Below are 20,163 nucleotides of genomic sequence, written 5' to 3' on the forward strand. Positions count from 1 at the left end.
TACGGCCAAGAGCAAGAAATCAACATCAGCGCAAAAGCGGGTGACGATATCGAAGAGCTTGCGACTTACATTAACGGCCAAACTGACCTAGTGAAAGCCTCTGTAGACCAAGACGGTAAACTGCAAATCTTCGCTGGCAACAACAAAGTTGAGGGCGAGGTCGAGTTTTCAGGCGGTCTATCTGGTGAACTAGGTTTGGGCGAAGGTAAAAAAGTAACGGTAGATACTATCGACGTAACCTCAGTTGGTGGCGCACAAGAATCTGTTGCTATCATCGATGCGGCACTGAAATACGTAGACAGCCACCGCGCAGAGCTGGGTGCATTCCAGAACCGTTTCAACCATGCAATCAGCAACTTGGACAACATTAACGAGAATGTGAACGCGTCGAAGAGCCGTATCAAAGATACAGATTTCGCGAAAGAAACGACGGCAATGACCAAATCACAAATTCTATCGCAAGCGTCAAGCTCAATCCTTGCGCAAGCGAAACAAGCGCCAAACTCAGCGCTAAGTCTGCTAGGTTAATCAATTTAACAAAGCAAGAAACCAAAGCCAGGCTCATCCCTGGCTTTTTGCTTATTGGCTATAACGATTCAGATGTGTCCTGACATTATGTTCGATAAGGCATTCATATCGATTAGATGATCTCTTTAAATTCCAATGTTTCTGCGATGGTGGCGCAGAGACACCTGAGTCAAGCAGCTGCGCAAAATGTTGAGTCACAACGCAACCTAACTTCGGGGTTTCGAATCAACTCGGCGAGCGATGATGCGGCAGGTTTACAGATATCGAATACTCTCCATGTACAAACGAGAGGGCTTGATGTCGCCTTAAGAAATGCGCACGACGCTTTTTCTGTTGCTCAAACAGCGGAGGGAGCATTGCACGAAAGCAGTGACATATTGCAACGCTTACGCTCTCTGGGGCTTCAAGCAGCAAACGGCAGTTATGACTCAAGTGATCGGCAAAGTATTCAATATGAGGTCGTAGCGCTGCAAGATGAGCTTGATCGTGTCGCGATCACGACAACATTTGCGGATAAAAACCTGTTTGATGGATCTTACGGTTCACAAAGTTTCCATATTGGCGCGAACGCTAATTCAATCTCTTTGACGTTACGTAACATGCGTAGCCATATCCCAGAGATGGGAGGGCAGCATTATGTTGGTGATGCGGTCGATAAAGATTGGCGAGTCACTAAAGATAACCAAACCCTAAAAGTCGAATACCAAGACAGTAAAGGGAAAACCCAAACGGAATCCATTGGACTCAAATTGGGTGACCGTATAGAACAGGTCGCCACTTACATCAATGCTCAACAATCGATAGTGAATGCTTCAGTAACGGAAAACAACGAACTGCAATTCTTCGCTTCTACGATGAATGCGCCAGAGGGTGTGCTTCTCGATGGGAGTTTAGCGGATGAGCTTGATGTGAGCGCTGGTCAATTAGTCACAATGGATGACATTGATATGTCGACGGCAGGTAAGGCTCAGCTTTCAGTTGGGGTGATTGATGCAGCAATTAAGTACGTTGATTCGCACCGAAGTGAAATTGGCAGCTTTCAGAACCGTGTAAACGGCTCGATGGATAACTTAAATACTGTGAATCGGAGTGTTACAGAGTCCAAGAGTCGAATAAGAGATACAGACTTCGCAAGAAAATCTACGGAAATGGTGCGTTCTCAAGTGCTCCAAGATGCGACAACAGCATTATTGGCTCAGGCAAAGCAAAGGCCGAGTTCGGCACTTGGATTACTTAGCTGAGCGGATTTCATTGATGTAAGTCGATTAGAAACAAAATTTCAGGTAATAAAAAACGCTGCCAATGGCAGCGTTTTTTCGTGTTCGATTAAGTAAAAATTACTTAGTTACACGTAGAACTGGAGTTTCACCAACAGTTACAGAACCAGAAAGCTTGTTTAGCTCTTTGATTTCGTCCATGTTAGAGATAACAACTGGAGTTAGCGTTGACTTCGCTTTCTCTTCTAGAAGAGCTAGATCGAATTCAATTACAGTGTCGCCAGCTTTAACAGTTTGACCTTCTTCAGCGATACGCGTGAAGCCTTCGCCTTTTAGTTCAACTGTGTCGATACCGAAGTGAACGAAAAGCTCAACACCGTCGTCAGACTCGATAGAGAACGCGTGGTTAGTTTCGAAGATCTTACCGATAGTACCGTTTACAGGAGCTACCATTTTGTTGCCTGCTGGCTTGATAGCAATACCGTCACCAACGATTTTCTCAGCGAAAACAACATCTGGCACGTCTTCGATGTTTACAATCTCACCAGAAAGTGGCGCGATGATTTCGATAGCACCAGCGTCAGCGCTGTCATCAGATACAAGCTTCTTAAGTTTGTCAAACAGACCCATTGTGTCATGCTCCTAAGGTTTGGTTTTATTCTGTCGAATTATAGTATACCAATATAGCTCATTAGACGACTTTTTTCGCCGTCTAATGGCCATTAAGTATTGAATTACTTGGTACTACCGATTACTGAGCTTTCTCAGCAATAAACTTTTCTACCACGGCTTCGATTTCTTCTGCTGTCGGTAGAGAAAGGGCTTCTTCAGCCATTGCTTTCACTTCTGCGAAGTTAGAGTTACGAACTACTTTCTTCACTTTAGGGATTGAAATGCCGCTCATTGAGAACTCGTCCAGACCCATACCTAGAAGTAGAAGTGTTGCACGCTCGTCACCTGCAAGTTCACCACACATACCAGTCCATTTACCTTCTGCGTGAGAAGCGTCGATAACTTGCTTGATCACAGTAAGTACAGCTGGTGATAGTGGGTTGTATAGGTGAGAAATCATCTCGTTACCACGGTCAACCGCTAGCGTGTACTGAGTTAGGTCGTTTGTACCGATAGAGAAGAAAGACACTTCCTTCGCTAAGTGGTGTGCGATCGCAGCAGCAGCAGGAGTTTCAACCATAACACCGATTTCGATGTTTTCGTCGAACGCGTGGCCTTCAGCGCGTAGCTCTTCTTTGTACTCTTCGATCGCTTTCTTAAGCTCACGGATTTCTTCGACAGAGATGATCATTGGGAACATGATACGCAGTTTGCCGTGTGCAGAAGCACGTAGAATGCCACGTAGCTGATCACGAAGGATTTCACGACGATCTAGACTGATACGTACAGCGCGCCAGCCTAGGAATGGGTTCATCTCTTTTGGAAGATCCATGTATGGGAGATCTTTATCGCCGCCGATATCCATAGTACGGATGATCACAGCTTGACCGTTCATTGCTTCCGCAACTTCTTTGTACGCTTGGTACTGTTCTTCTTCAGTTGGTAGCGCAGTACGGTCCATAAATAGGAATTCAGTACGGTACAGACCAACACCTTCACCGCCGTTACGAAGGATACCGTCACAGTCTTTCACTGTACCGATGTTACCGCAAACTTCTACACGGTGACCGTCAGTCGTTTCTGCGTGTAGGTCTTTCAGTTTCGCTAGCTCTTCTTTTTCAGCTAGGAATGCTGCTTTAACCGCTTTCGCTTCTTCTAACTCAGCTTCTGATGGGTTAACAACAATCTTGTTGTTCATTGCGTCAAGAATCAGCATGTCGCCATTCTTAACTTTCTTCGTGATGTCATTAGTACCAACGATAGCTGGAAGCTCAAGTGAGCGAGCCATGATTGAAGTGTGAGAAGTACGACCGCCGATGTCACAAGCAAAACCAAGCACGTAGTCTAGGTTGATTTGTGCAGTTTCAGATGGCGTTAGGTCGTAAGCAACAAGAATTACTTCTTCGTTGATATCGCTAAGCGAAACAATGTTGATGCCTAGTGCGTTCTTAACAAAACGAGAACCGATATCGCGGATGTCAGTTGCACGCTCTTTTAAGTATTCGTCGTCTAGAGACTCAAGAGCACATGCTTGCTCTTCGATCACTGAGTGGATAGCGTGATCAGCAGTCATCTTGTCGTTTTTGATAAGTGCTAGGATTTCCTCTTCTAGCTCTTCGTCTTCAAGAAGCATGATGTGACCTTCAAAGATCGCTTCTTTTTCTTCGCCAAACGTTTCAAGCGCTTTTTGCTTGATAGTTTCTAGCTGAGCTGCAGATTTGTTACGAGCGTCAAAGAAACGCTGAACTTCAGCTTCTACTTGATCGTCAGAAATAGTGTTTGTGTTTAGGACAATTTCATCTTCTTGAAGTAGTAGTGCTTTACCGATTGCAATACCAGGAGATGCTAGGATGCCTGAAATCATAGCCTTACCTTAAGTTTGGTCAACTTTATAAAACGGGAGAATAATGGGTGCGCTAACGAATAGTTTTAGCTTAGTTTTGAGCCTATTTCCAACGAAGCCATTTTGCTTTCACAAAATGGCTTCTGGAGTAGGAGACCGGATTAGTGTAGTTGGTCCATTAGAGCAACTAGGTGGTCAACTGCTTGCTGAGCTTGCGGGCCTTCAGCAGAAATAGTAACTTGAGTACCTTTTACTAGGCCTAGTGTTTGTAGTTTGAACAGGCTCTTAGCGCTAGCGCTTTTACCGTTAGAAGTCACAGTGATGTCTGCGTCGAATGCTTTTGCTTCTTTAACAAACTGTGCAGCTGGACGAGTGTGAAGGCCGTTTTCTGCTGTGATTTCTACTTGCTTCTCGTACATGTGATATACCCCAATAAATGTATTTTTTGTTAGTTTGTGACCAGATTTTAGCTTAACTGCTTTACATCTTGTGCGCTAGCACGGGAAGAGTTCAAAGCGCGTCAGTTCTGATACTAGTCAAAAGTTTGGTAACTACGCAACTGTTTGCGTGCGTAATCACTTTGAAACCTTTTTGTGTTCTGCTTCTTTATTTTGAAGCTAGAAATAAAACACCCTGATATTACCAAAGGTAGGGCAGGGATCAACAAAAAAGCCCCTAAACGGGGCTTTTTTAAACTAAAAATTGATTTGAACACATATTATTGTTGGTTCTCTTTTTCGGTAAAGATACCTGCAAAGAGTGCTGTACTTAGGTAACGCTCACCGGAACTTGGCAAGACAGTTACAATTGTTTTTCCTTCAAATTCAGGTAGTTCCGCAAGTCGGTTCGCTGCAACAACCGCTGCGCCAGATGAGATACCAGCTAGGATACCTTCCTCTTCCATTAGGCGACGAGCCATCTCAATCGCTTCTTCTGAGGTAACTTGCTCAACACGGTCAATAATGTCTAAATCGAGGTTACCAGGGATGAAACCAGCACCGATACCTTGAATTTTGTGTGGGGCAGGCTGGATTTCTTCGCCAGCAAGTGCTTGTGCAATAACCGGAGACTCTGCTGGCTCAACTGCAACAGAAGTGATGGCTTTGCCTTTTTCACCTTTGATGTAACGGCTAGTACCTGTAATAGTACCGCCCGTACCAACACCAGCAACGAATACGTCGATTTCACCGTCTGTCGCTTCCCAAATCTCAGGGCCCGTAGTCTTTTCGTGGATTTCTGGGTTCGCTGGGTTGTCAAATTGTTGAAGAAGTAGGTACTTCTCAGGATTGCTTGCTACGATTTCTTCTGCTTTAGCAATCGCCCCTTTCATGCCTTTCGCCGCTTCAGTCAGCTCAAGGTTCGCGCCTAGTGCTTTTAGTAGCTTACGGCGTTCTAGGCTCATTGATTCAGGCATGGTCAATGTTAGCTTGTAACCGCGAGCAGCCGCTACGAATGCTAGAGCAACACCAGTGTTACCACTGGTAGGTTCTACAAGCTCTACACCTGGCTTAAGAAGGCCCGCTTTCTCTGCTTCCCAAATCATGTTTGCACCGATACGGCACTTAACACTGAAGCTAGGGTTACGCGCTTCAATTTTTGCGAGAACTTTGCCTTTACTTACTTTGTTTAGACGAACGAGAGGTGTATTACCAATAGTAAGAGAGTTATCTTCGTAGATTTTGCTCATAGTGATGTTCCTTCATTACACGTTGTGTGAATATGGATAGAAGAATATGCGGTATGAAAAAAAGGGAAAAGGATTAAAAAGTTATATCTTATTAGGTTGGCCCAGAACTTGATAAAAGAAAAGGGAAAAGCTGGCGCTGATCCCTTTCCTTAATCTCTAATCGACTATCGTTGGTGCTTAAACTCCGCGACCCACATAGCGGTTGCACCACATATTGCTACAGGCATGACAATGAGGTTCAAAATTGGGATCGTCGTAAATACAGACACTAATACCCCAAAGCCATAGGCCTTACCTTGCTTTTGTTTCAATTTGTAACGCATGTCGTTAAATGGGATTTTGTGGTTATCAAACGGGTAGTCACAATATTGAATCGCGAGCATCCAGGCGGTAAAGATAAACCATAAAAATGGTCCTACTGTTTGTCCAAGGGCAGGGATGAGCAATAACAGGAATAGGCCTATTGCTTTAGGTAAAATGTAAAGGAGCTTTCTCCACTCACGAGCTAAAACGCGAGGAACATCTTTCAGGACGGCAGTGAAACCATCATCATTTACTTTTTGTCCCGTTAAGTACTCTTCCACTTTTTCAGCCAAGAGGCCATTGAATGGCGCGGCGATAAAGTTCGCGAGCGTGCTGAAAAAATAGGAGAAGGTAGCGAGTATCGTCAGAGCGAGTAAAGGCCAAAGAATGTAAGTTAACCAGGATAAAAACTCAGGCAGCTGCCCAATCCAGCCTTCTATCCATATATTAAGGTTTGAAAATAGATAGAAGATGGCACCACCTACAAGCAAGATATTTGCAAGTAGAGGTAAGATGACAAAGCGCCTGATTTTAGGGGCAAGTGCCAATTGTATCCCGTATAGAAAATAACCGAACCCGGTTCTCTGCTGATTGTTTTGCTTCATGTCTATTTTGGCTTCGTGTAAATGAAAACTCATTGTACCTGTGAGGACTTTTCTTTCAATGCCCTGACAAATGACGTCTTGTTAAGTGGAATCGTGGCAAGAATCACAACAAAAAACGGAACTTCTTGCATTAAGTTGTTCTAAATCTACATATAGTTTTGGTAAAGTAAACGTATCATTCAGATTTATTGCACTTGGGTTGCTGCTCAAGGAACTGCGAGTAGTAAAAACAAGTATATTGAGAGTAAATAATGCAGGAATTGCGATTCGTACTCATTGTTGTTGGCGCATTAGCCATCGCGGCATTACTGTTTCATGGTTTATGGAGCAGTAAAAAAGAAGGCAAAGCAAAGTTTGGCAACAAGCCACTTGGTAAGCTGGATGTTGACCAAGAAGACAAAAATGATCTTGTTGAGAAAGAACGAGACTTCGCTCCCGCTCCTGAAGATGACTTTGAGATCATTCGCAAAGATCGCAAAGAACCAGATTTTGGGATGGCGAGCTCTTTCGACAACAAGTTTGAATCTGACCCGTTATTCGGTGGTCCATCTGAAGTCAAACAGACGCAGCAGGAGCCGGATGACATCTCTTCATTTGTTGCAGAAAAAGATAAAGAAGAGGACGTTGAGCCTGTTGTTCAAGCAACAGTAGCTGAAGAGCCATTCCAGCCTGCTGTGGAAGAAGACGTTATTCCCGCCGCGTTTGATATTACGGAGAAAGAACAGCAAGTCGAAACGGTTAGTGAGCCTGTCGTTGCAGAGCCTAAGGAAGAGCCAAAGCCAGAACCTGAAATGCAAGTGATTGTATTGAATGTGCACTGTGCTGGTGAAGAGCCATTTGTTGGTACTGCTTTGTTTGAAAGTATGCAACAAAACGGTCTAATTTATGGCGAGATGGATATTTTCCATCGTCATGTTGACTTGTCCGGTAACGGCAAAGTGCTGTTTAGCGTCGCTAATATGATGCACCCTGGTACGTTTGAGCATGCTGATCCTGCTGAGTTTACAACTAAGGGTATTTCATTCTTCATGACATTGCCTTGTTATGGCGAGGCTGAACAGAACTTCAACTTAATGCTCCGAACTGCGCAGCAAATTGCTGATGACTTAGGTGGTAACGTACTTGATGACCAGCGCAACTTAATGACGCCAGATCGTTTAGCATCTTATCGACGTCAAATAGTTGAGTTTAATGCCGCTAACGCATAATCTTAACAGCAAATAATAATAGGGCTCCGGATGGAGCCCTTTTTCTTGGATTTCCCAACCTCACCGATTGAAAATACACGGGGCTTTACTATGTCTGAATCAGTACTTCAGCGACTAGAAGAACTAAAAGAGTCGTTGCATTACCACGCTGTGCGTTACTACGTGGAAGATAACCCAGAGATCCCTGATGCCGAGTACGACCGTTTAATGCGAGAGTTACTGGATATTGAAGCTGAGAACCCTGACTTAATAACCGTAGACTCGCCAAGCCAACGTGTCGGTGGACAACCTCTCTCTGCGTTTAGCCAAGTGACACATGAAGTACCGATGCTTTCGCTTGATAACGCGTTTGATGATAGTGAACTTGATAGTTTCCACAAGCGCGCACAAGAGCGCGTGGGCAGCCAGAGTGTGAAAGAATACTGTTGTGAGCCTAAATTGGATGGACTCGCCGTAAGTTTGTTATATGAGAATGGCGTTTTAGTTCAGGCGGCCACTCGAGGCGATGGTACTACGGGTGAAAACATCACAGAGAATGTGCGTACGATTAAAGCTATTCCTTTAAAACTCAGAGGTAATGACTGGCCAAATCGTCTTGAAGTTCGTGGTGAAGTCTTTATGCCGAAAGCTGGGTTTGAAAAGCTCAATGAATTAGCAAGGAAGAAAGGCGAGAAAATCTTTGTTAATCCACGTAACGCTGCGGCAGGTAGCTTACGACAATTGGATTCACGTATTACGGCTTCTCGTCCGCTTAGCTTCTATGCATACAGTGTAGGCGTGGTGCAAGGTGCAGAATTGGCAGCAAGTCATTACGAACGCTTTTTGCAAATCAAATCTTGGGGACTGCCAATGTGTCCGGAAACTAAGCGAGTTGAAAGCTTGGCGGATGTAAAAGCTTACTACCAAGATATATTGCAGCGTCGTGATGCCCTCCCTTATGAGATCGATGGTGTCGTTATTAAAATTGACGATATTGCCGTGCAAGAGCGTCTGGGTTTTGTTGCTCGCGCTCCACGTTGGGCGATTGCCTACAAATTTCCAGCTCAGGAAGAAATGACGACACTGAATGAAGTGGAGTTCCAAGTCGGTCGCACTGGTGCGATTACACCTGTTGCTAAACTAGAGCCTGTATTTGTTGGTGGGGTAACGGTAAGTAATGCGACGCTTCATAACGCAGATGAGATAGAACGTCTGCAAGTCAAGATTGGTGATCACGTTGTGATCCGCCGTGCTGGCGATGTTATTCCGCAAGTCGTTTCTGTCATCAAAGAGCGTCGACCAGAAACAGCTCGAGATATTGTTTTCCCAACTCAGTGTCCTGTTTGTGGTTCGCATGTTGAGCGGATCGAAGGAGAAGCGGTAACACGTTGTATGGGGGGCTTAGTTTGCCAAGCCCAACGCAAACAAGCGCTAAAACACTTTGTTTCTCGTAAAGCGTTAGACGTTGACGGTTTAGGCGATAAAGTGATCGAGCAGCTTGTTGATCGTGAGATGGTGAAAACTCCTGCTGACTTATTTAAGTTATCAGCGGGGATTTTAACCGTACTAGATCGCATGGGGCCAAAGTCTGCGCAGAATATTGTGAATGCGTTAGAAAAATCCAAAGAAACAACTTTACCTCGGTTTTTGTATTCACTGGGGATCCGTGAAGTTGGCGAGGCAACCGCAGCAAACTTAGCAATGCACTTTAAAACGTTGGGAGCGATCCAAAATGCTACCGAAGAGCAGTTGATTGAAGTGCAAGACATCGGTGCTGTGGTTGCTCAACATATTACGACTTTCTTTAGTGAAGAACAGAACCAAGCGGTGGTTAAAGATTTGCTTGAACAAGGAATTCATTGGCCAGAGATTAATACTACTGAGCAGGTGGGGGAATTACCATTAGAAGGTAAAACAGTAGTATTAACGGGAACACTTTCTCAACTGGGGCGTACAGAAGCCAAAGAAGCCCTCCAAGCACTGGGGGCTAAAGTGACGGGTAGTGTTTCTAAGAAAACCGATATTTTGTTTGCTGGTGAAAATGCAGGTTCGAAGCTCGCAAAGGCACAAGAACTGGGTATCGAAATTAAAACAGAACAAGACTTACTCGAATTGATGAATTAAGTCTTCTCAAAAAAGCTAAAAAATAACTAAAAGCCCCGTATGGTAAGCATGCGGGGCTTTTTCTTGTTCATAATTAAGTGTTTTTTTATTGAGTAATTGATGCCTTTGTTCTTTTCAGTGATCAAGATCGAACCTTGGGTTATTGGTTTTTTGGGCTTTTTTAGTCTGCGAGTGACTTCAAGTTGATACTTTCAGGCTAAATTTAAATGTTTGATTTTAAATGATATTTTGTTGAGTTGTGTTGGTGTTGTTAAAAATAAGATCTGGATCAATAAGTTATATGGAACTTTGGAGTGGCTCATATTTTTTTAGAAAAAAAATAAGTTCCATTTGGATGTTTTTAGCTGCGAAGTTAGTCTTAATCACGTGGATACACGGTGTGTATGCAGGAACTAAAAAAAGCCAAATTAGAAATAATGAGGTTTGATCAGGAATTTACTTCTCTCCTTCGGCGGCCAACTAAAGGTGAGATAGAAAAATACAGCTATATCCATTTTTAGGAGTTTTTCCATGGACAAATTTTTTAAGGTTTCAGCGTTAACCGCAGCAATGTTTGGTGTTGTTGCTGTCGCTCCAGCTACAGCGTCTACTGAAAGTGCAGCAGGTGGCGAGTACGTAGAGAAAGTGAACGAATTTATGCAAGACTCAAGTCTGAATGCATTATTCATAGTTGATACTCGTTCACGAACTCGTACAACAGGTAAGCCCGGCGGTGAAAATGGTGACCGTTGGAGTCGTCTAAACTACTCTTCTTACAACGCAATTTTAGACTTCACTTCTGGCTACCACGATGGTTGGGTGGGCGCAGATGTTGCGGCTTACTACTCTGGCGATCTTTACAACGATAGTCTTTACAATTCAAACGAAGGCTACCTATGTAACGAAATCTCAACTTGTAACAACCTAGACTGGGGTGCAGGTGATGGTCAGCAGCTTAAAGTTTACAAAGCAGCGCTGAAATTCAAAGCAAACGAAAACTTTAATGCTCGTTTTGGTATGTTACAGGCTGGTGGTAACGGTACAATCGGTAACGTTTGGAGCTTTGTACCTGGTACTTACCGTGGTTTCGAACTGAACGCTAAACTTGGTGATTTCAACCTAAGCTACTTTGGCGCAGACCAATTTACAGCACCTTGGCTGCTTCACGAAGATGATTACGCACCAGCGCTTTGGTCTGACACTTCATGGAGCTACCTACACTCTCTAGGCCTAAACGGTAACCTAACTGACAGCTTGTTTATGCAACTTGGTTTGGGTCAAGCTACTGGCGTTCAATATGCAAATGGTGTTGACTGGGGTGCAGGTCAAGTAACTAGCTACCACAACGAAACTGACAACACTTCTTACAAGGCTTACTTGAAGTACACTGTTAGTGACCGTACAACTCTAGCATTTGATTTCTACGGTGTTGACGATGATGTGAAATACGATGGTCTAGGTTTCCACACTGGTCTATCTTTGAATCAATCTTTTGGCAAGCTAGCTTGGATGTCTGAGTTGCGCTACACAGACACAGATAACCGTGCGGACTTCGTTCCTCGTACTATTCATACATATGGTATGAACAATGGTACTTGGTCTCAGTGGTGGGACGCGCTATCTGACTGGAACAAAGCGGGTGAGCTAGCATGGTACAACCGTCTATCTTACAACCAAGGTAACGGCTGGAACTACTACCTAGGCTTTGGTTACGGTACTGGCGCTGACTCTGCAGCAAGCGGAGCATCAGGTGACTGGGATTACGAAAGCGAATACGCAGTTAACGCAACAGTATCTTACTCACTACAAAGTGGCGCGCTTAAAGGTTCTACCATTCGTTTACACGGTACAATCCTAGAACGTGATGAGTACGCAGGTGCTGGCGATGCGGATGAAACAGACTTACGTCTACAAGTTCTTATCCCTTACAGCTTCCACTAATACTTAATGGGATAATAAAAGGAGCCGCTAGGCTCCTTTTCTATTTCACTTCTCGGCCGTCGTATATTTTGCAATATAACGGCGGCAACATATGTACATTACCGTTTGGCAACTCACACTTTATCTCTGGGCCTAACGTACGACCACCGGATGCACCATTAGCATTAGTGGTTAACGGAATTATGGCAAAAGATATTACTAATAGACCAGATAAAAATCTCATAATAATCACCTTAATATAAACTTTAAATATCTACGTGCTTGTATAAACCGTGACTACGCAGAAAGGCAAGGTTGAATAGGGCTCTTATATCAAACTAATCTCTTACTTCTTTACTATTCCCATTCCCCACCTCTAAATCGACACATTTCACTTGGAATATTCGTGACGTCGCCACTTGGCATCTTACATTCGACTATAGGTCCCAAATTAGTTGTACCGCCGTTTCCGTTGTTGTAGGCAAAGGAAGAAAAAGAAAAAATACCGCACAACATCAAAAAGAGAAGCTTATTCATAGTACATCCTCTTACTTACCAAATAAAAAGCACTCAACTTAAATGCTTATGCGTTAAGTATGTATCCGAGGATAAAAAGATCAAAAAATAATTCAATAAAGTTTTATTTTTTAAAATAAATTTAGATCGATAATTTACCTAGATATATTTCTATCTTATTGATTGTCGTGTGTTGAATAATTAAATAATAGGAAATGGGAGGTAGGGTATTAATAATATTACTAATACTTATTTTTTTCTCGATTTTAATTAAGGTAATGAAATGAAAGCAGTTGTTTAGATTAAAGTAATGGAGCATGATTTGCCCCATTACTTTGGCATAAATTAATTAGAATCAGGCTCAATGATTAAAATAATACCTTCAACATCGGTGATTCTTACGCGGGTACCGGCTGGAAGTGCTTGATCCGATTGTGCGGACCATGTGGTATCGGCTACCTTGATGCGATTGAGCCCGACGGAAAAGTCTTCTTCAAGGATAAGAGTACGCCCAATCAACTGCTTGTACTTTTGGTTCAGATCTCTTTCTTGGTCTTCTTGCTTGTCTTTAGACCATTGTCGTCGCCACCAAAGCCAGGTGGTGATTAAGCTGAAGCTTGCAAAGCAAAGCCATTGCAATTGCCAGCTCATTGGCAAAACGGTCATGAGTGCTCCAACGATAAGTGCAGACATCCCGAGCCAGAGAAAATACCCTGCGGTACCAAGTAGCTCAACTGCTAAAAGAGCAAAGCCAAACGCTAGCCAATGCCAGAAAGAGATACCTTCCAACAAACTAAAAAAGTCCATAAATTATTCTTTATCTTGCTGTTTAAACATTTCTGCTATCCCTGCAACCGAGCCCATTAGTCCGGTTGCTTCTAATGGAAGCATAATGATTTTACCATTTTCGGCTTGACCAATGCTCTTGATCGCTTCGGTATAACCCTGTGCAATGAAGTAATTGACGGCTTGCATGTCACCTTTTGCAATGGCTTCGGAAACCATGTAAGTCGCTTTTGCTTCTGCTTGCGCGGCACGCTCACGTGCTTCTGCATGGAGAATAGCAGACTGCTTTTCGCCTTCAGCTTTTAATATCTCTGATTGTTTATGACCTTCGGCCTTTAATATCTCAGCTTGGCGAACCCCTTCTGCTTCAAGAATTTCCGCACGCTTATTACGCTCGGCTTTCATTTGCGCATTCATTGCAGCGGTCAGATCGGCTGGTGGCTGGACATCTTTAATCTCAATTCGTGTGACTTTTACGCCCCAAGGGTTTGTTGCTTGGTCAACAATCGCCAACAGCTTAGAGTTGATCATGTCGCGTTGGCTCAGCATTTCGTCCAGTTCCATTGAACCTAAAACGGTACGAATGTTCGTAAGGGTCAAGTTTCTAATAGCGTGTTCTAAGTCGTTGACTTCATAAGCCGCTTTTGCAGCATCGATCACTTGAACAAATCCGACAGCGTCAATAACCACGTTAGCGTTATCTTTTGAAATGACCTCTTGCGCAGGAATATCGAGAACGCGCTCCATCATGTTTACTTTTTGACCAACTTTATCAACGAATGGAATGATCAAGTTTAAACCCGGCTTTAATGTGTGGGTGTAGCGTCCGAAGCGTTCAACTGTCCAGTTGTTTCCTTGCGGAACCGTTTTAATGGCTGAAGATAAGATAACGACAGCAAGAACGACGAAAATACCGATGGTGATCAGTGAATCAATTGGCATGAGTTATTCCCTTAAGTGCATAATATTCGATTCATTTTTACCTATTTATAGACAATAGACAATTGAAGTTCTGAGACCTTTGAGAGGTTATTGGTTTTTTATATGACAAAGGCCGGAAATCCCGGCCTTTGTTGTCTTCTTCCTAGAAGAATGCGACGCTTAGTACAAAATTGAGTAAAGCTGGCGACGATATTTGCTTGCTAATGCGTTACCTTGACCTAGCGCACTGAGAATATCCATAAAAGTCTTCTTCACGTCACCGTCTTGGGCGCCCAAGTCTTTTTTAAGAATATTCCACAGCAGTTCCAACGCTTCTTCATCCCGACCAACTTGGTTGTATTGTACCGCCAATTCACAAGCGAGTTCGAAGTTTGCCATGTCTGCTGCGTATGCTTGTTCTAGTCGCTGTAACTCAGGGCTATCTGCAGCCTGCAAATGCAGCTCGAGCTTGGCTATTAGGCTCTTGTAGTAGTTATCTTGATACTCGAGAGGGATAGCGTTCAGTAGTTCTTGGGCAATATCAAATTGTTTGGTTTCTAGCAAACAATCAGCCATCGCGAGTTTCACATCACCACGCTCTTGCAGCTCTGGCGGCAAAGTGTGGATGATGCTCAAAGCCTGAGCATGCTCACCTTGCTGAAGAAGTTCACTGACTTGTTTTAATAGTTGTTCATCTGGGCTTGGCAAATGCTTTTGTAGCATGGTAGCAATGGCATCAATTGGCTGGGAGCCTCCCAGACCATCGACGGCTTGACCATTTATAAACAGCGCGATAGTTGGCAATACTTGCACGCCAAATTGAGACGCTAAAGCGGGCTGATCTTCACAATTTAGTAGAGCAAGCGTAAATGCACCGTTGTACTGTTGAGCAAGAGATTGCAACTCAGGGAGTATCTGTGCGCTTTCTGGCTGAGCGTTGGCCCAAAAGTGGATCAAAACGGGCGTGTTCATTGATCCTTCAAGCGTTTCGCGAAAGTTCTGTTCTGTTATCTCAACGATAAATGGGGATTGCATCAGAGTATCCTTGCCTTGTGTCTTGTCGTTGATATTAGATATGGAGTTGATTTAGGTGAAATTCAAGCGACATTCACCATCAATAATGAATCATTCTATTTTGAGAAAACGTGAGGTAATAGAGTGAGGTTATTGCTGCTCAGGTGTTAGATAAAAAGAAAACGCTGCCGAAGCAGCGCAATTCTAATGCTATTTGTTAGTGCGGTATCAAAATAGGATGAACATGGTCAACACTACACCCACACTAAGCCAGTTAAGCTGATTTAATGTCATTGTTGCCTCGCAGTAGTATAAACATTGCTACAAAACGTAATGGGTGGCGATACCAAATCTAAGCAACTCAATCACTTTAAGCGAAAGAATCCCCGCTGAATTGCGTAGAAATTGATTCGTTTAGTTGAGGTTTTTTTAACCTACATGTTCATAGTGACATCACATTGTTACGGTGAAATTACATTTCGACAAAACTTTTTTATGCAGCCTGTCGCAAAATTTTATCAAGTGCACGGGTTGGTAATAGTCTTTTCAAGACTGCGAATAATTTAGTCGGTGTAGTAATTCGATAACGAATTTTCGGTGAAACGCTAGTTAATGCATGAAGAACTGGTGCGATGCAAGACTCTGCAGGTAAAACAAATCGATTATTAGACTTGTCGTTGTTGAGTCGCTCTCTTTGTCCTTCATAAGCATGACGATGGGGGCTAGATTCAATATCAACCCACTTCTCAAAGGCTCGTAATGCATTGTTTCTAAATTGAGTTTCGATCGGTCCTGGTTCTATCAATGCCACTTTGATATTCGTATCCGCAAGCTCTAGCCTGAGCGTATCTGTCCAGCCTTCTAAGGCAAATTTTGATGAATTATAGGCGCCACGGTATTTCATTGCGGCAAAACCAAGAACAGAGCTGTTTTGTATGATGCGTCCTTCGCCTTGCTGGCGCATATGAGGAAGCACTTCTCTGACCAACTGGTGCCAACCAAAAAAGTTGGTCTGAAATTGATCTTGAAGAGCCTCGGTGGGTAAGTCTTCCAGTGCTCCGGGCTGACCATAGGCACCATTATTGAACACTGCGTAAAGCTTACCTTCTGCTAACTCTAGCGCTTGCTTCACGCCCGAAGAAACGCTTTCTGGGCTATTTAGGTCTAGATTGATGCAGGTTAGCCCTTCATTAATTAGGCGCTGGACATCTTGTTCTTTCCTACAAGATGCAATGACATTAAATCCCTTGTTTTGTAGGGCGTGAGCGCACACGTAACCGATGCCGGTTGAACAACCCGTAATAAGAATCGACTTTTTCATAATTTAATTTAAGACTCAGAAACATTGATTGGAGCCATCATTCATCAGCTCCGGTCATGAAGCAAGTGCTTGAGTGCTGGCTCTATTCTGGAGTAGCTAAATTTAAAGCCCAGTTCGGTGAGTTTTTTGGGTTTGGCTCTCATGCTATCAAACAATAAGCAGGAAGATTCTCCCATTAGGAGTTCCATCACCCATTTAGGCGTGAACAAGATATGGGGACGTTTTAGCGTTTTGGCTAGTGTACCGCTGAATATACGATTAGTCACAGGATGGGGGGCGCACATATTGAATGCACCGTGGGCATGTGGTGTTTCAAGCAAGTACATGATGGCGCGGACCATATCTAGGATGTGAATCCAAGGCATGTACTGATTACCGTTCCCAAGTGGGCCGCCTACGCCAAGCTTGTAAGGTAATAGCATCTTTGCCAACGCACCACCATTAAGGCCGAGTACCACGCCAGTTCTCATTAGACAAACCCGAGTTTGCTCCGACTCTGCGCGCTTGGCTATTTGCTCCCACTTTGCACAAACCTCGTGAGGAAAGTCGTCGCTATTAACATGTAAGCACTCATCAAACGGATGGTCTTGTTGATCACCATAGTAGCCAACTGCCGAGCCACTAATAAAAACAGAGGGAGGTTCGGTACTAGCGTGGATCAGCTCAACAATTTGTTCGGTAATTTTCCAACGACTTTTGCAGATTTTTTCTTTTTGCTCGCTGGTCCACCTTTTATCCGCAATAGGCTCACCTGCAAGATTAATGACGGCATCAACGTGATTGAGATCGGCGAACGACTCGAGCGAGTCAAGGTATTCGATATTACCCAGATCAGCATGCTGTAGGCGTTGTTTTGCTCGCTCTGGAGAGCGTGTAAGTAGCATAACCTGGTGAGTTGATAGCAGCTTGAGCAACTCCGAGCCAATAAACCCAGTGCCACCTGTGAGTAATATCTTCATGTTATCTCTTTGAATGTACACGTATTAGAACATTATAGTCGCTTTGTGCTTAGCTTGATCATCTCTACACCATTATTTCTGGGGTAGTGACAAGCTGGCAGAGATACTATTAACTTCACATATTAGAAAATATGTAACTAAATGTTATAGATGGCGCTAGTGCATTCACGGTAGAAGAGTGAAATCTATGCCAGACTAGAAGTTATCGCTCATTGGAACGAGCGTAATCAGTTTGCACAATCAAGGAGGATAGGCATGGAAGCATTTGTTGCGCTTTTTCGAGCGCTCCTCAATAGTGCTCGTGACTTATTACCCATCATCATTGTTATCACTTTTTTCCAATTAGTCGTTTTGCAAGAGCCGCTGCCCAACCTGGTCTCCATTCTTTTTGGCTTGTTGCTTGTCGTTTTAGGATTAACCTTTTTTATCTTTGGCCTAGAACTTGGTCTTTTTCCTATCGGAGAGAGTATGGCTCAAGCCTTTGCAAAAAAAGGCAGTGTGTTTTGGTTATTAGTCTTTGCGTTTTGTTTGGGGTTTGGCACCACGATAGCTGAACCTGCATTGACCGCGGTAGCGGAAGAAGCCTCAGAAGTTGCGGCAGAGGGCGGAATGATCGCTAACTCAGAGCAGTCCATGCAGGATTACGGAGAAGGACTTCGAGTAACAGTAGCTCTCTCTGTGGGGATAGCCATCGTTATCGGCGTTTTGCGTATCTTAAAAGGGTGGCCGATTCATTACATGATCATTGGTGGCTATGTAGGCGTTGTAATACTGACGTGGTTTGCACCTGAAGCCATTATTGGCATCGCTTACGATTCCGGAGGTGTAACCACGTCCACCATAACAGTACCTTTGGTCACTGCACTGGGCGTCGGTTTAGCGTCTTCTATTAAAGGGCGCAACCCTATGGTGGATGGCTTTGGTTTAATCGCTTTTGCCTCGCTGTTACCGATGATGTTTGTGATGGTTTACGGAATGGTCGTAACATGATTTCAATTGATCATTTCCTAGACACTTTATTATCGACCGTTAGAGACGTCGTTCCCATCGCCAGCATTATTTTTGGTTTTCAGTTAGCCGTGTTAAGGCGTCCTGTTAGCAACCTTAAGAAAGTTTTGCTTGGGTTCGTTTATGTGATTTTCGGGCTAGCTCTTTTTTTACTTGGATTAGAAATGGCGTTGTTTCCACTTGGGGAGACGATGGCTGTGCAATTAACGGCGCCGGAGTTTTTACAAGAGTTCAAAGTATCTGTAGGGAAAGCCTTAATGTGGGTCGACTATTATTGGGTTTACACCTTCGCCTTTTTTATAGGCTTTAGTACCACGATTGCAGAGCCTTCTTTAATCGCTGTAGCGATAAAAGCAAGCCAAGTCTCTGGAGGAAGTATCAGTATTAACGGCTTGCGCGTAGCCGTTGCGTTTGGGGTGGCAATTGGTATTGCATTAGGTAGTTACCGGATTGTCGTGGGCGATCCCATTCATTATTACATCATCGCGGGTTACATCGTCGTTGTGATTCAAACGTTTTACGCTCCTAAGCTTATTGTTCCACTCGCCTACGATTCTGGAGGCGTAACAACTTCTACCGTCACTGTCCCACTTGTAACTGCATTAGGGTTAGGGCTTGCTTCGACCGTCCCTGGAAGAAACCCAATGATTGATGGCTTTGGCTTGATCGCGTTTGCCAGTCTATTTCCTATGATCTCTGTGATGGGCTATGCGCAAATAACCCAGTGGCTGAATAAAAACGTCTCGGAGGAAGAAGAAAATGCGCTTTAAATTGATACTTGCGTTTGTTGAAGACAGCAAAACAGACAAGGTGTTGGACGCTGCACGCGATGCTGGTGCGACCGGTGCTACAGTGATTAACAATGCTCGCGGGCAAGGTTTAAATCAAAAGCGAACGTTTTTTGGTTTAACGCTAGAAGTGCAAAAAGATGTGCTGCTGTTTGTAGTCGAGGAACATCTTTCTCGACACATATTAGAAACCATTAATGAGGTTGGTGAATTCGACAGAGAGTCGGGGCAGGGCATTGCTATTCAGATCGATATTGAAGATGCAGTCGGTGTCGCGCATCAAGTAGAAACGTTGACCAAAGTGGTTGAGGATGAGTTATGAGCAGTCAAACGATAATTAGAGTTCGAGATGTAATGGCGGCTACTTATGTCATGGTTGATGGGCTAATGACAGTTTATGAAGGCATAACGCTAGCGAAAAAATACCAAGTCAAAGCACTGGTGGTGAAAAAGCGAGATGATAATGATGAATATGGCATCGTGTTGATGAATGATATCGCCAAAAAGGTGCTGGCGAATAATCGTTCTCCTCAGCGCACAAATATTTATGAAATCATGACCAAGCCCGCTTTGTGTGTCGAACCAGATATGAACGTAAAATATTGTGCACGTTTGTTTGAGCGATTTGGCATAAGCAGAGCGCCGGTCATTGAAAGTGGCGAGGTCATTGGGATGGTGAGTTATAACAATATTGTCATCAACGGTATGGTGCGAGAAGAAGTGTAATAGGTTGATATAAATGAAAAATCAACGAATTTTTTCTCAAGTCAGCGACTGTTACAAAGAACTAAAATATTTAATATATGTTAGGTTGCATATGTGTTAATTCACCATTATTCTTTGCG

19 protein-coding genes are annotated in these 20,163 nt (G+C 43.7%); 9 read left to right on the plus strand and 10 right to left on the minus strand.

Annotated features, from left to right (window positions below; genetic code table 11):
- Positions 1-528 (plus strand): flagellin (locus tag R7P36_RS23670; RefSeq protein WP_206946719.1); only part of this gene is annotated, 528 nt, incomplete at its 5' end.
- A gap of 116 nt (positions 529-644) precedes the next feature.
- Entirely contained in the window at positions 645-1,769 is a 1,125-nt protein-coding gene (locus R7P36_RS23675) for a flagellin (RefSeq protein ID WP_213899499.1), read from the plus strand.
- A 96-nt stretch (positions 1,770-1,865) separates the two neighbouring features.
- On the opposite strand, the gene crr is transcribed toward R7P36_RS23675, so the two are convergent.
- The 5 genes from crr to cysZ form a co-directional block, all read right to left on the minus strand.
- Positions 1,866-2,375, minus strand: coding sequence for a PTS glucose transporter subunit IIA (gene crr / locus R7P36_RS23680; RefSeq protein WP_005382041.1), 510 nt, complete (start codon positions 2,373-2,375; stop codon positions 1,866-1,868).
- A 121-nt stretch (positions 2,376-2,496) separates the two neighbouring features.
- The gene (ptsI, locus tag R7P36_RS23685; RefSeq protein ID WP_005389298.1) at positions 2,497-4,221 is read right to left on the minus strand and encodes a phosphoenolpyruvate-protein phosphotransferase PtsI; all 1,725 of its coding nucleotides are present in this window, start codon (positions 4,219-4,221) and stop codon (positions 2,497-2,499) included.
- A 140-nt stretch (positions 4,222-4,361) separates the two neighbouring features.
- Positions 4,362-4,619, minus strand: coding sequence for an HPr family phosphocarrier protein (locus R7P36_RS23690; protein ID WP_005382043.1), 258 nt, complete (start codon positions 4,617-4,619; stop codon positions 4,362-4,364).
- A 299-nt stretch (positions 4,620-4,918) separates the two neighbouring features.
- Complete coding sequence (cysK, locus tag R7P36_RS23695) at positions 4,919-5,887, minus strand: cysteine synthase A (protein WP_005382045.1); 969 nt, start codon at positions 5,885-5,887, stop codon at positions 4,919-4,921.
- A gap of 164 nt (positions 5,888-6,051) precedes the next feature.
- Positions 6,052-6,795: a sulfate transporter CysZ gene (gene cysZ / locus R7P36_RS23700; RefSeq protein ID WP_025998633.1), complete on the minus strand. Its 744-nt coding sequence runs from the start codon at positions 6,793-6,795 to the stop codon at positions 6,052-6,054.
- A gap of 251 nt (positions 6,796-7,046) precedes the next feature.
- Here cysZ and zipA point away from each other — a divergent pair, with 251 nt between their 5' ends.
- The 3 genes from zipA (at position 7,047) to R7P36_RS23715 (ending at position 12,026) form a co-directional block, all read left to right on the plus strand.
- The gene (gene zipA / locus R7P36_RS23705; RefSeq protein WP_213899498.1) at positions 7,047-8,003 is read left to right on the plus strand and encodes a cell division protein ZipA; all 957 of its coding nucleotides are present in this window, start codon (positions 7,047-7,049) and stop codon (positions 8,001-8,003) included.
- Positions 8,004-8,093: 90 nt separating this feature from the next.
- Positions 8,094-10,106 (plus strand): NAD-dependent DNA ligase LigA, encoded by a 2,013-nt coding sequence (gene ligA / locus R7P36_RS23710; RefSeq protein WP_017819968.1) that lies wholly within the window; start codon positions 8,094-8,096, stop codon positions 10,104-10,106.
- A 510-nt stretch (positions 10,107-10,616) separates the two neighbouring features.
- The gene (locus tag R7P36_RS23715) at positions 10,617-12,026 is read left to right on the plus strand and encodes a hypothetical protein (protein ID WP_005382055.1); all 1,410 of its coding nucleotides are present in this window, start codon (positions 10,617-10,619) and stop codon (positions 12,024-12,026) included.
- 840 nt (positions 12,027-12,866) lie between these two features.
- On the opposite strand, the gene R7P36_RS23720 is transcribed toward R7P36_RS23715, so the two are convergent.
- From R7P36_RS23720 to R7P36_RS23740, 5 genes are all read right to left on the minus strand, one after another.
- Positions 12,867-13,328, minus strand: a complete 462-nt coding sequence (locus R7P36_RS23720; RefSeq protein WP_017634826.1) for an NfeD family protein — start codon at positions 13,326-13,328, stop codon at positions 12,867-12,869.
- 3 nt (positions 13,329-13,331) lie between these two features.
- A complete protein-coding gene (locus tag R7P36_RS23725; RefSeq protein WP_005382060.1) occupies positions 13,332-14,249 on the minus strand; it encodes an SPFH domain-containing protein in 918 nt (305 codons plus the stop codon).
- A gap of 159 nt (positions 14,250-14,408) precedes the next feature.
- On the minus strand, positions 14,409-15,263 hold the full coding sequence (locus R7P36_RS23730; protein ID WP_017634825.1) for a co-chaperone YbbN: 855 nt from the start codon (positions 15,261-15,263) through the stop codon (positions 14,409-14,411).
- A gap of 472 nt (positions 15,264-15,735) precedes the next feature.
- Positions 15,736-16,563 (minus strand): SDR family oxidoreductase, encoded by an 828-nt coding sequence (locus R7P36_RS23735; protein WP_213899497.1) that lies wholly within the window; start codon positions 16,561-16,563, stop codon positions 15,736-15,738.
- Between the two features lie 44 nt (positions 16,564-16,607).
- The gene (locus R7P36_RS23740) at positions 16,608-17,522 is read right to left on the minus strand and encodes a TIGR01777 family oxidoreductase (RefSeq protein ID WP_213899496.1); all 915 of its coding nucleotides are present in this window, start codon (positions 17,520-17,522) and stop codon (positions 16,608-16,610) included.
- A 255-nt stretch (positions 17,523-17,777) separates the two neighbouring features.
- On the opposite strand from R7P36_RS23740, the gene R7P36_RS23745 reads away from it, so the two are divergent.
- The 4 genes from R7P36_RS23745 to R7P36_RS23760 are packed head-to-tail and all read left to right on the plus strand — an operon-like array spanning position 17,778 to position 20,044.
- Positions 17,778-18,512, plus strand: a complete 735-nt coding sequence (locus tag R7P36_RS23745) for a DUF1538 domain-containing protein (protein WP_213899495.1) — start codon at positions 17,778-17,780, stop codon at positions 18,510-18,512.
- Positions 18,509-19,300 (plus strand): DUF1538 domain-containing protein, encoded by a 792-nt coding sequence (locus R7P36_RS23750; protein WP_213899494.1) that lies wholly within the window; start codon positions 18,509-18,511, stop codon positions 19,298-19,300. The genes R7P36_RS23745 and R7P36_RS23750 overlap by 4 nt, the downstream gene beginning before the upstream one ends.
- Positions 19,290-19,640: a P-II family nitrogen regulator gene (locus R7P36_RS23755; protein ID WP_005382084.1), complete on the plus strand. Its 351-nt coding sequence runs from the start codon at positions 19,290-19,292 to the stop codon at positions 19,638-19,640. Before R7P36_RS23750 ends, R7P36_RS23755 begins: the two co-directional genes overlap by 11 nt.
- Positions 19,637-20,044: a CBS domain-containing protein gene (locus R7P36_RS23760; protein WP_031781352.1), complete on the plus strand. Its 408-nt coding sequence runs from the start codon at positions 19,637-19,639 to the stop codon at positions 20,042-20,044. The genes R7P36_RS23755 and R7P36_RS23760 overlap by 4 nt, the downstream gene beginning before the upstream one ends.
- Positions 20,045-20,163 lie beyond the last annotated feature (119 nt).

It is taken from the genome of Vibrio sp. 397 (assembly GCF_033339395.1).
Classification (GTDB): Bacteria; Pseudomonadota; Gammaproteobacteria; order Enterobacterales; family Vibrionaceae; genus Vibrio; species Vibrio alginolyticus.

Bases quoted from the DNA above. Each gene is read 5' to 3' on its own strand.
- zipA (WP_213899498.1), top strand. From the start codon at position 7,047: ATGCAGGAATTGCGATTCGTACTCATTGTTGTTGGCGCATTAGCCATC.
- R7P36_RS23740 (WP_213899496.1), bottom strand. From the start codon at position 17,522: ATGAAGATATTACTCACAGGTGGCACTGGGTTTATTGGCTCGGAGTTG.
- ligA (WP_017819968.1), top strand. From the start codon at position 8,094: ATGTCTGAATCAGTACTTCAGCGACTAGAAGAACTAAAAGAGTCGTTG.
- R7P36_RS23755 (WP_005382084.1), top strand. From the start codon at position 19,290: ATGCGCTTTAAATTGATACTTGCGTTTGTTGAAGACAGCAAAACAGAC.
- ptsI (WP_005389298.1), bottom strand. From the start codon at position 4,221: ATGATTTCAGGCATCCTAGCATCTCCTGGTATTGCAATCGGTAAAGCA.
- R7P36_RS23745 (WP_213899495.1), top strand. From the start codon at position 17,778: ATGGAAGCATTTGTTGCGCTTTTTCGAGCGCTCCTCAATAGTGCTCGT.
- R7P36_RS23715 (WP_005382055.1), top strand. From the start codon at position 10,617: ATGGACAAATTTTTTAAGGTTTCAGCGTTAACCGCAGCAATGTTTGGT.
- R7P36_RS23735 (WP_213899497.1), bottom strand. From the start codon at position 16,563: ATGAAAAAGTCGATTCTTATTACGGGTTGTTCAACCGGCATCGGTTAC.
- cysK (WP_005382045.1), bottom strand. From the start codon at position 5,887: ATGAGCAAAATCTACGAAGATAACTCTCTTACTATTGGTAATACACCT.
- cysZ (WP_025998633.1), bottom strand. From the start codon at position 6,795: ATGAAGCAAAACAATCAGCAGAGAACCGGGTTCGGTTATTTTCTATAC.
- R7P36_RS23760 (WP_031781352.1), top strand. From the start codon at position 19,637: ATGAGCAGTCAAACGATAATTAGAGTTCGAGATGTAATGGCGGCTACT.
- R7P36_RS23690 (WP_005382043.1), bottom strand. From the start codon at position 4,619: ATGTACGAGAAGCAAGTAGAAATCACAGCAGAAAACGGCCTTCACACT.
- R7P36_RS23730 (WP_017634825.1), bottom strand. From the start codon at position 15,263: ATGCAATCCCCATTTATCGTTGAGATAACAGAACAGAACTTTCGCGAA.
- crr (WP_005382041.1), bottom strand. From the start codon at position 2,375: ATGGGTCTGTTTGACAAACTTAAGAAGCTTGTATCTGATGACAGCGCT.
- R7P36_RS23720 (WP_017634826.1), bottom strand. From the start codon at position 13,328: ATGGACTTTTTTAGTTTGTTGGAAGGTATCTCTTTCTGGCATTGGCTA.
- R7P36_RS23725 (WP_005382060.1), bottom strand. From the start codon at position 14,249: ATGCCAATTGATTCACTGATCACCATCGGTATTTTCGTCGTTCTTGCT.
- R7P36_RS23750 (WP_213899494.1), top strand. From the start codon at position 18,509: ATGATTTCAATTGATCATTTCCTAGACACTTTATTATCGACCGTTAGA.
- R7P36_RS23675 (WP_213899499.1), top strand. From the start codon at position 645: ATGATCTCTTTAAATTCCAATGTTTCTGCGATGGTGGCGCAGAGACAC.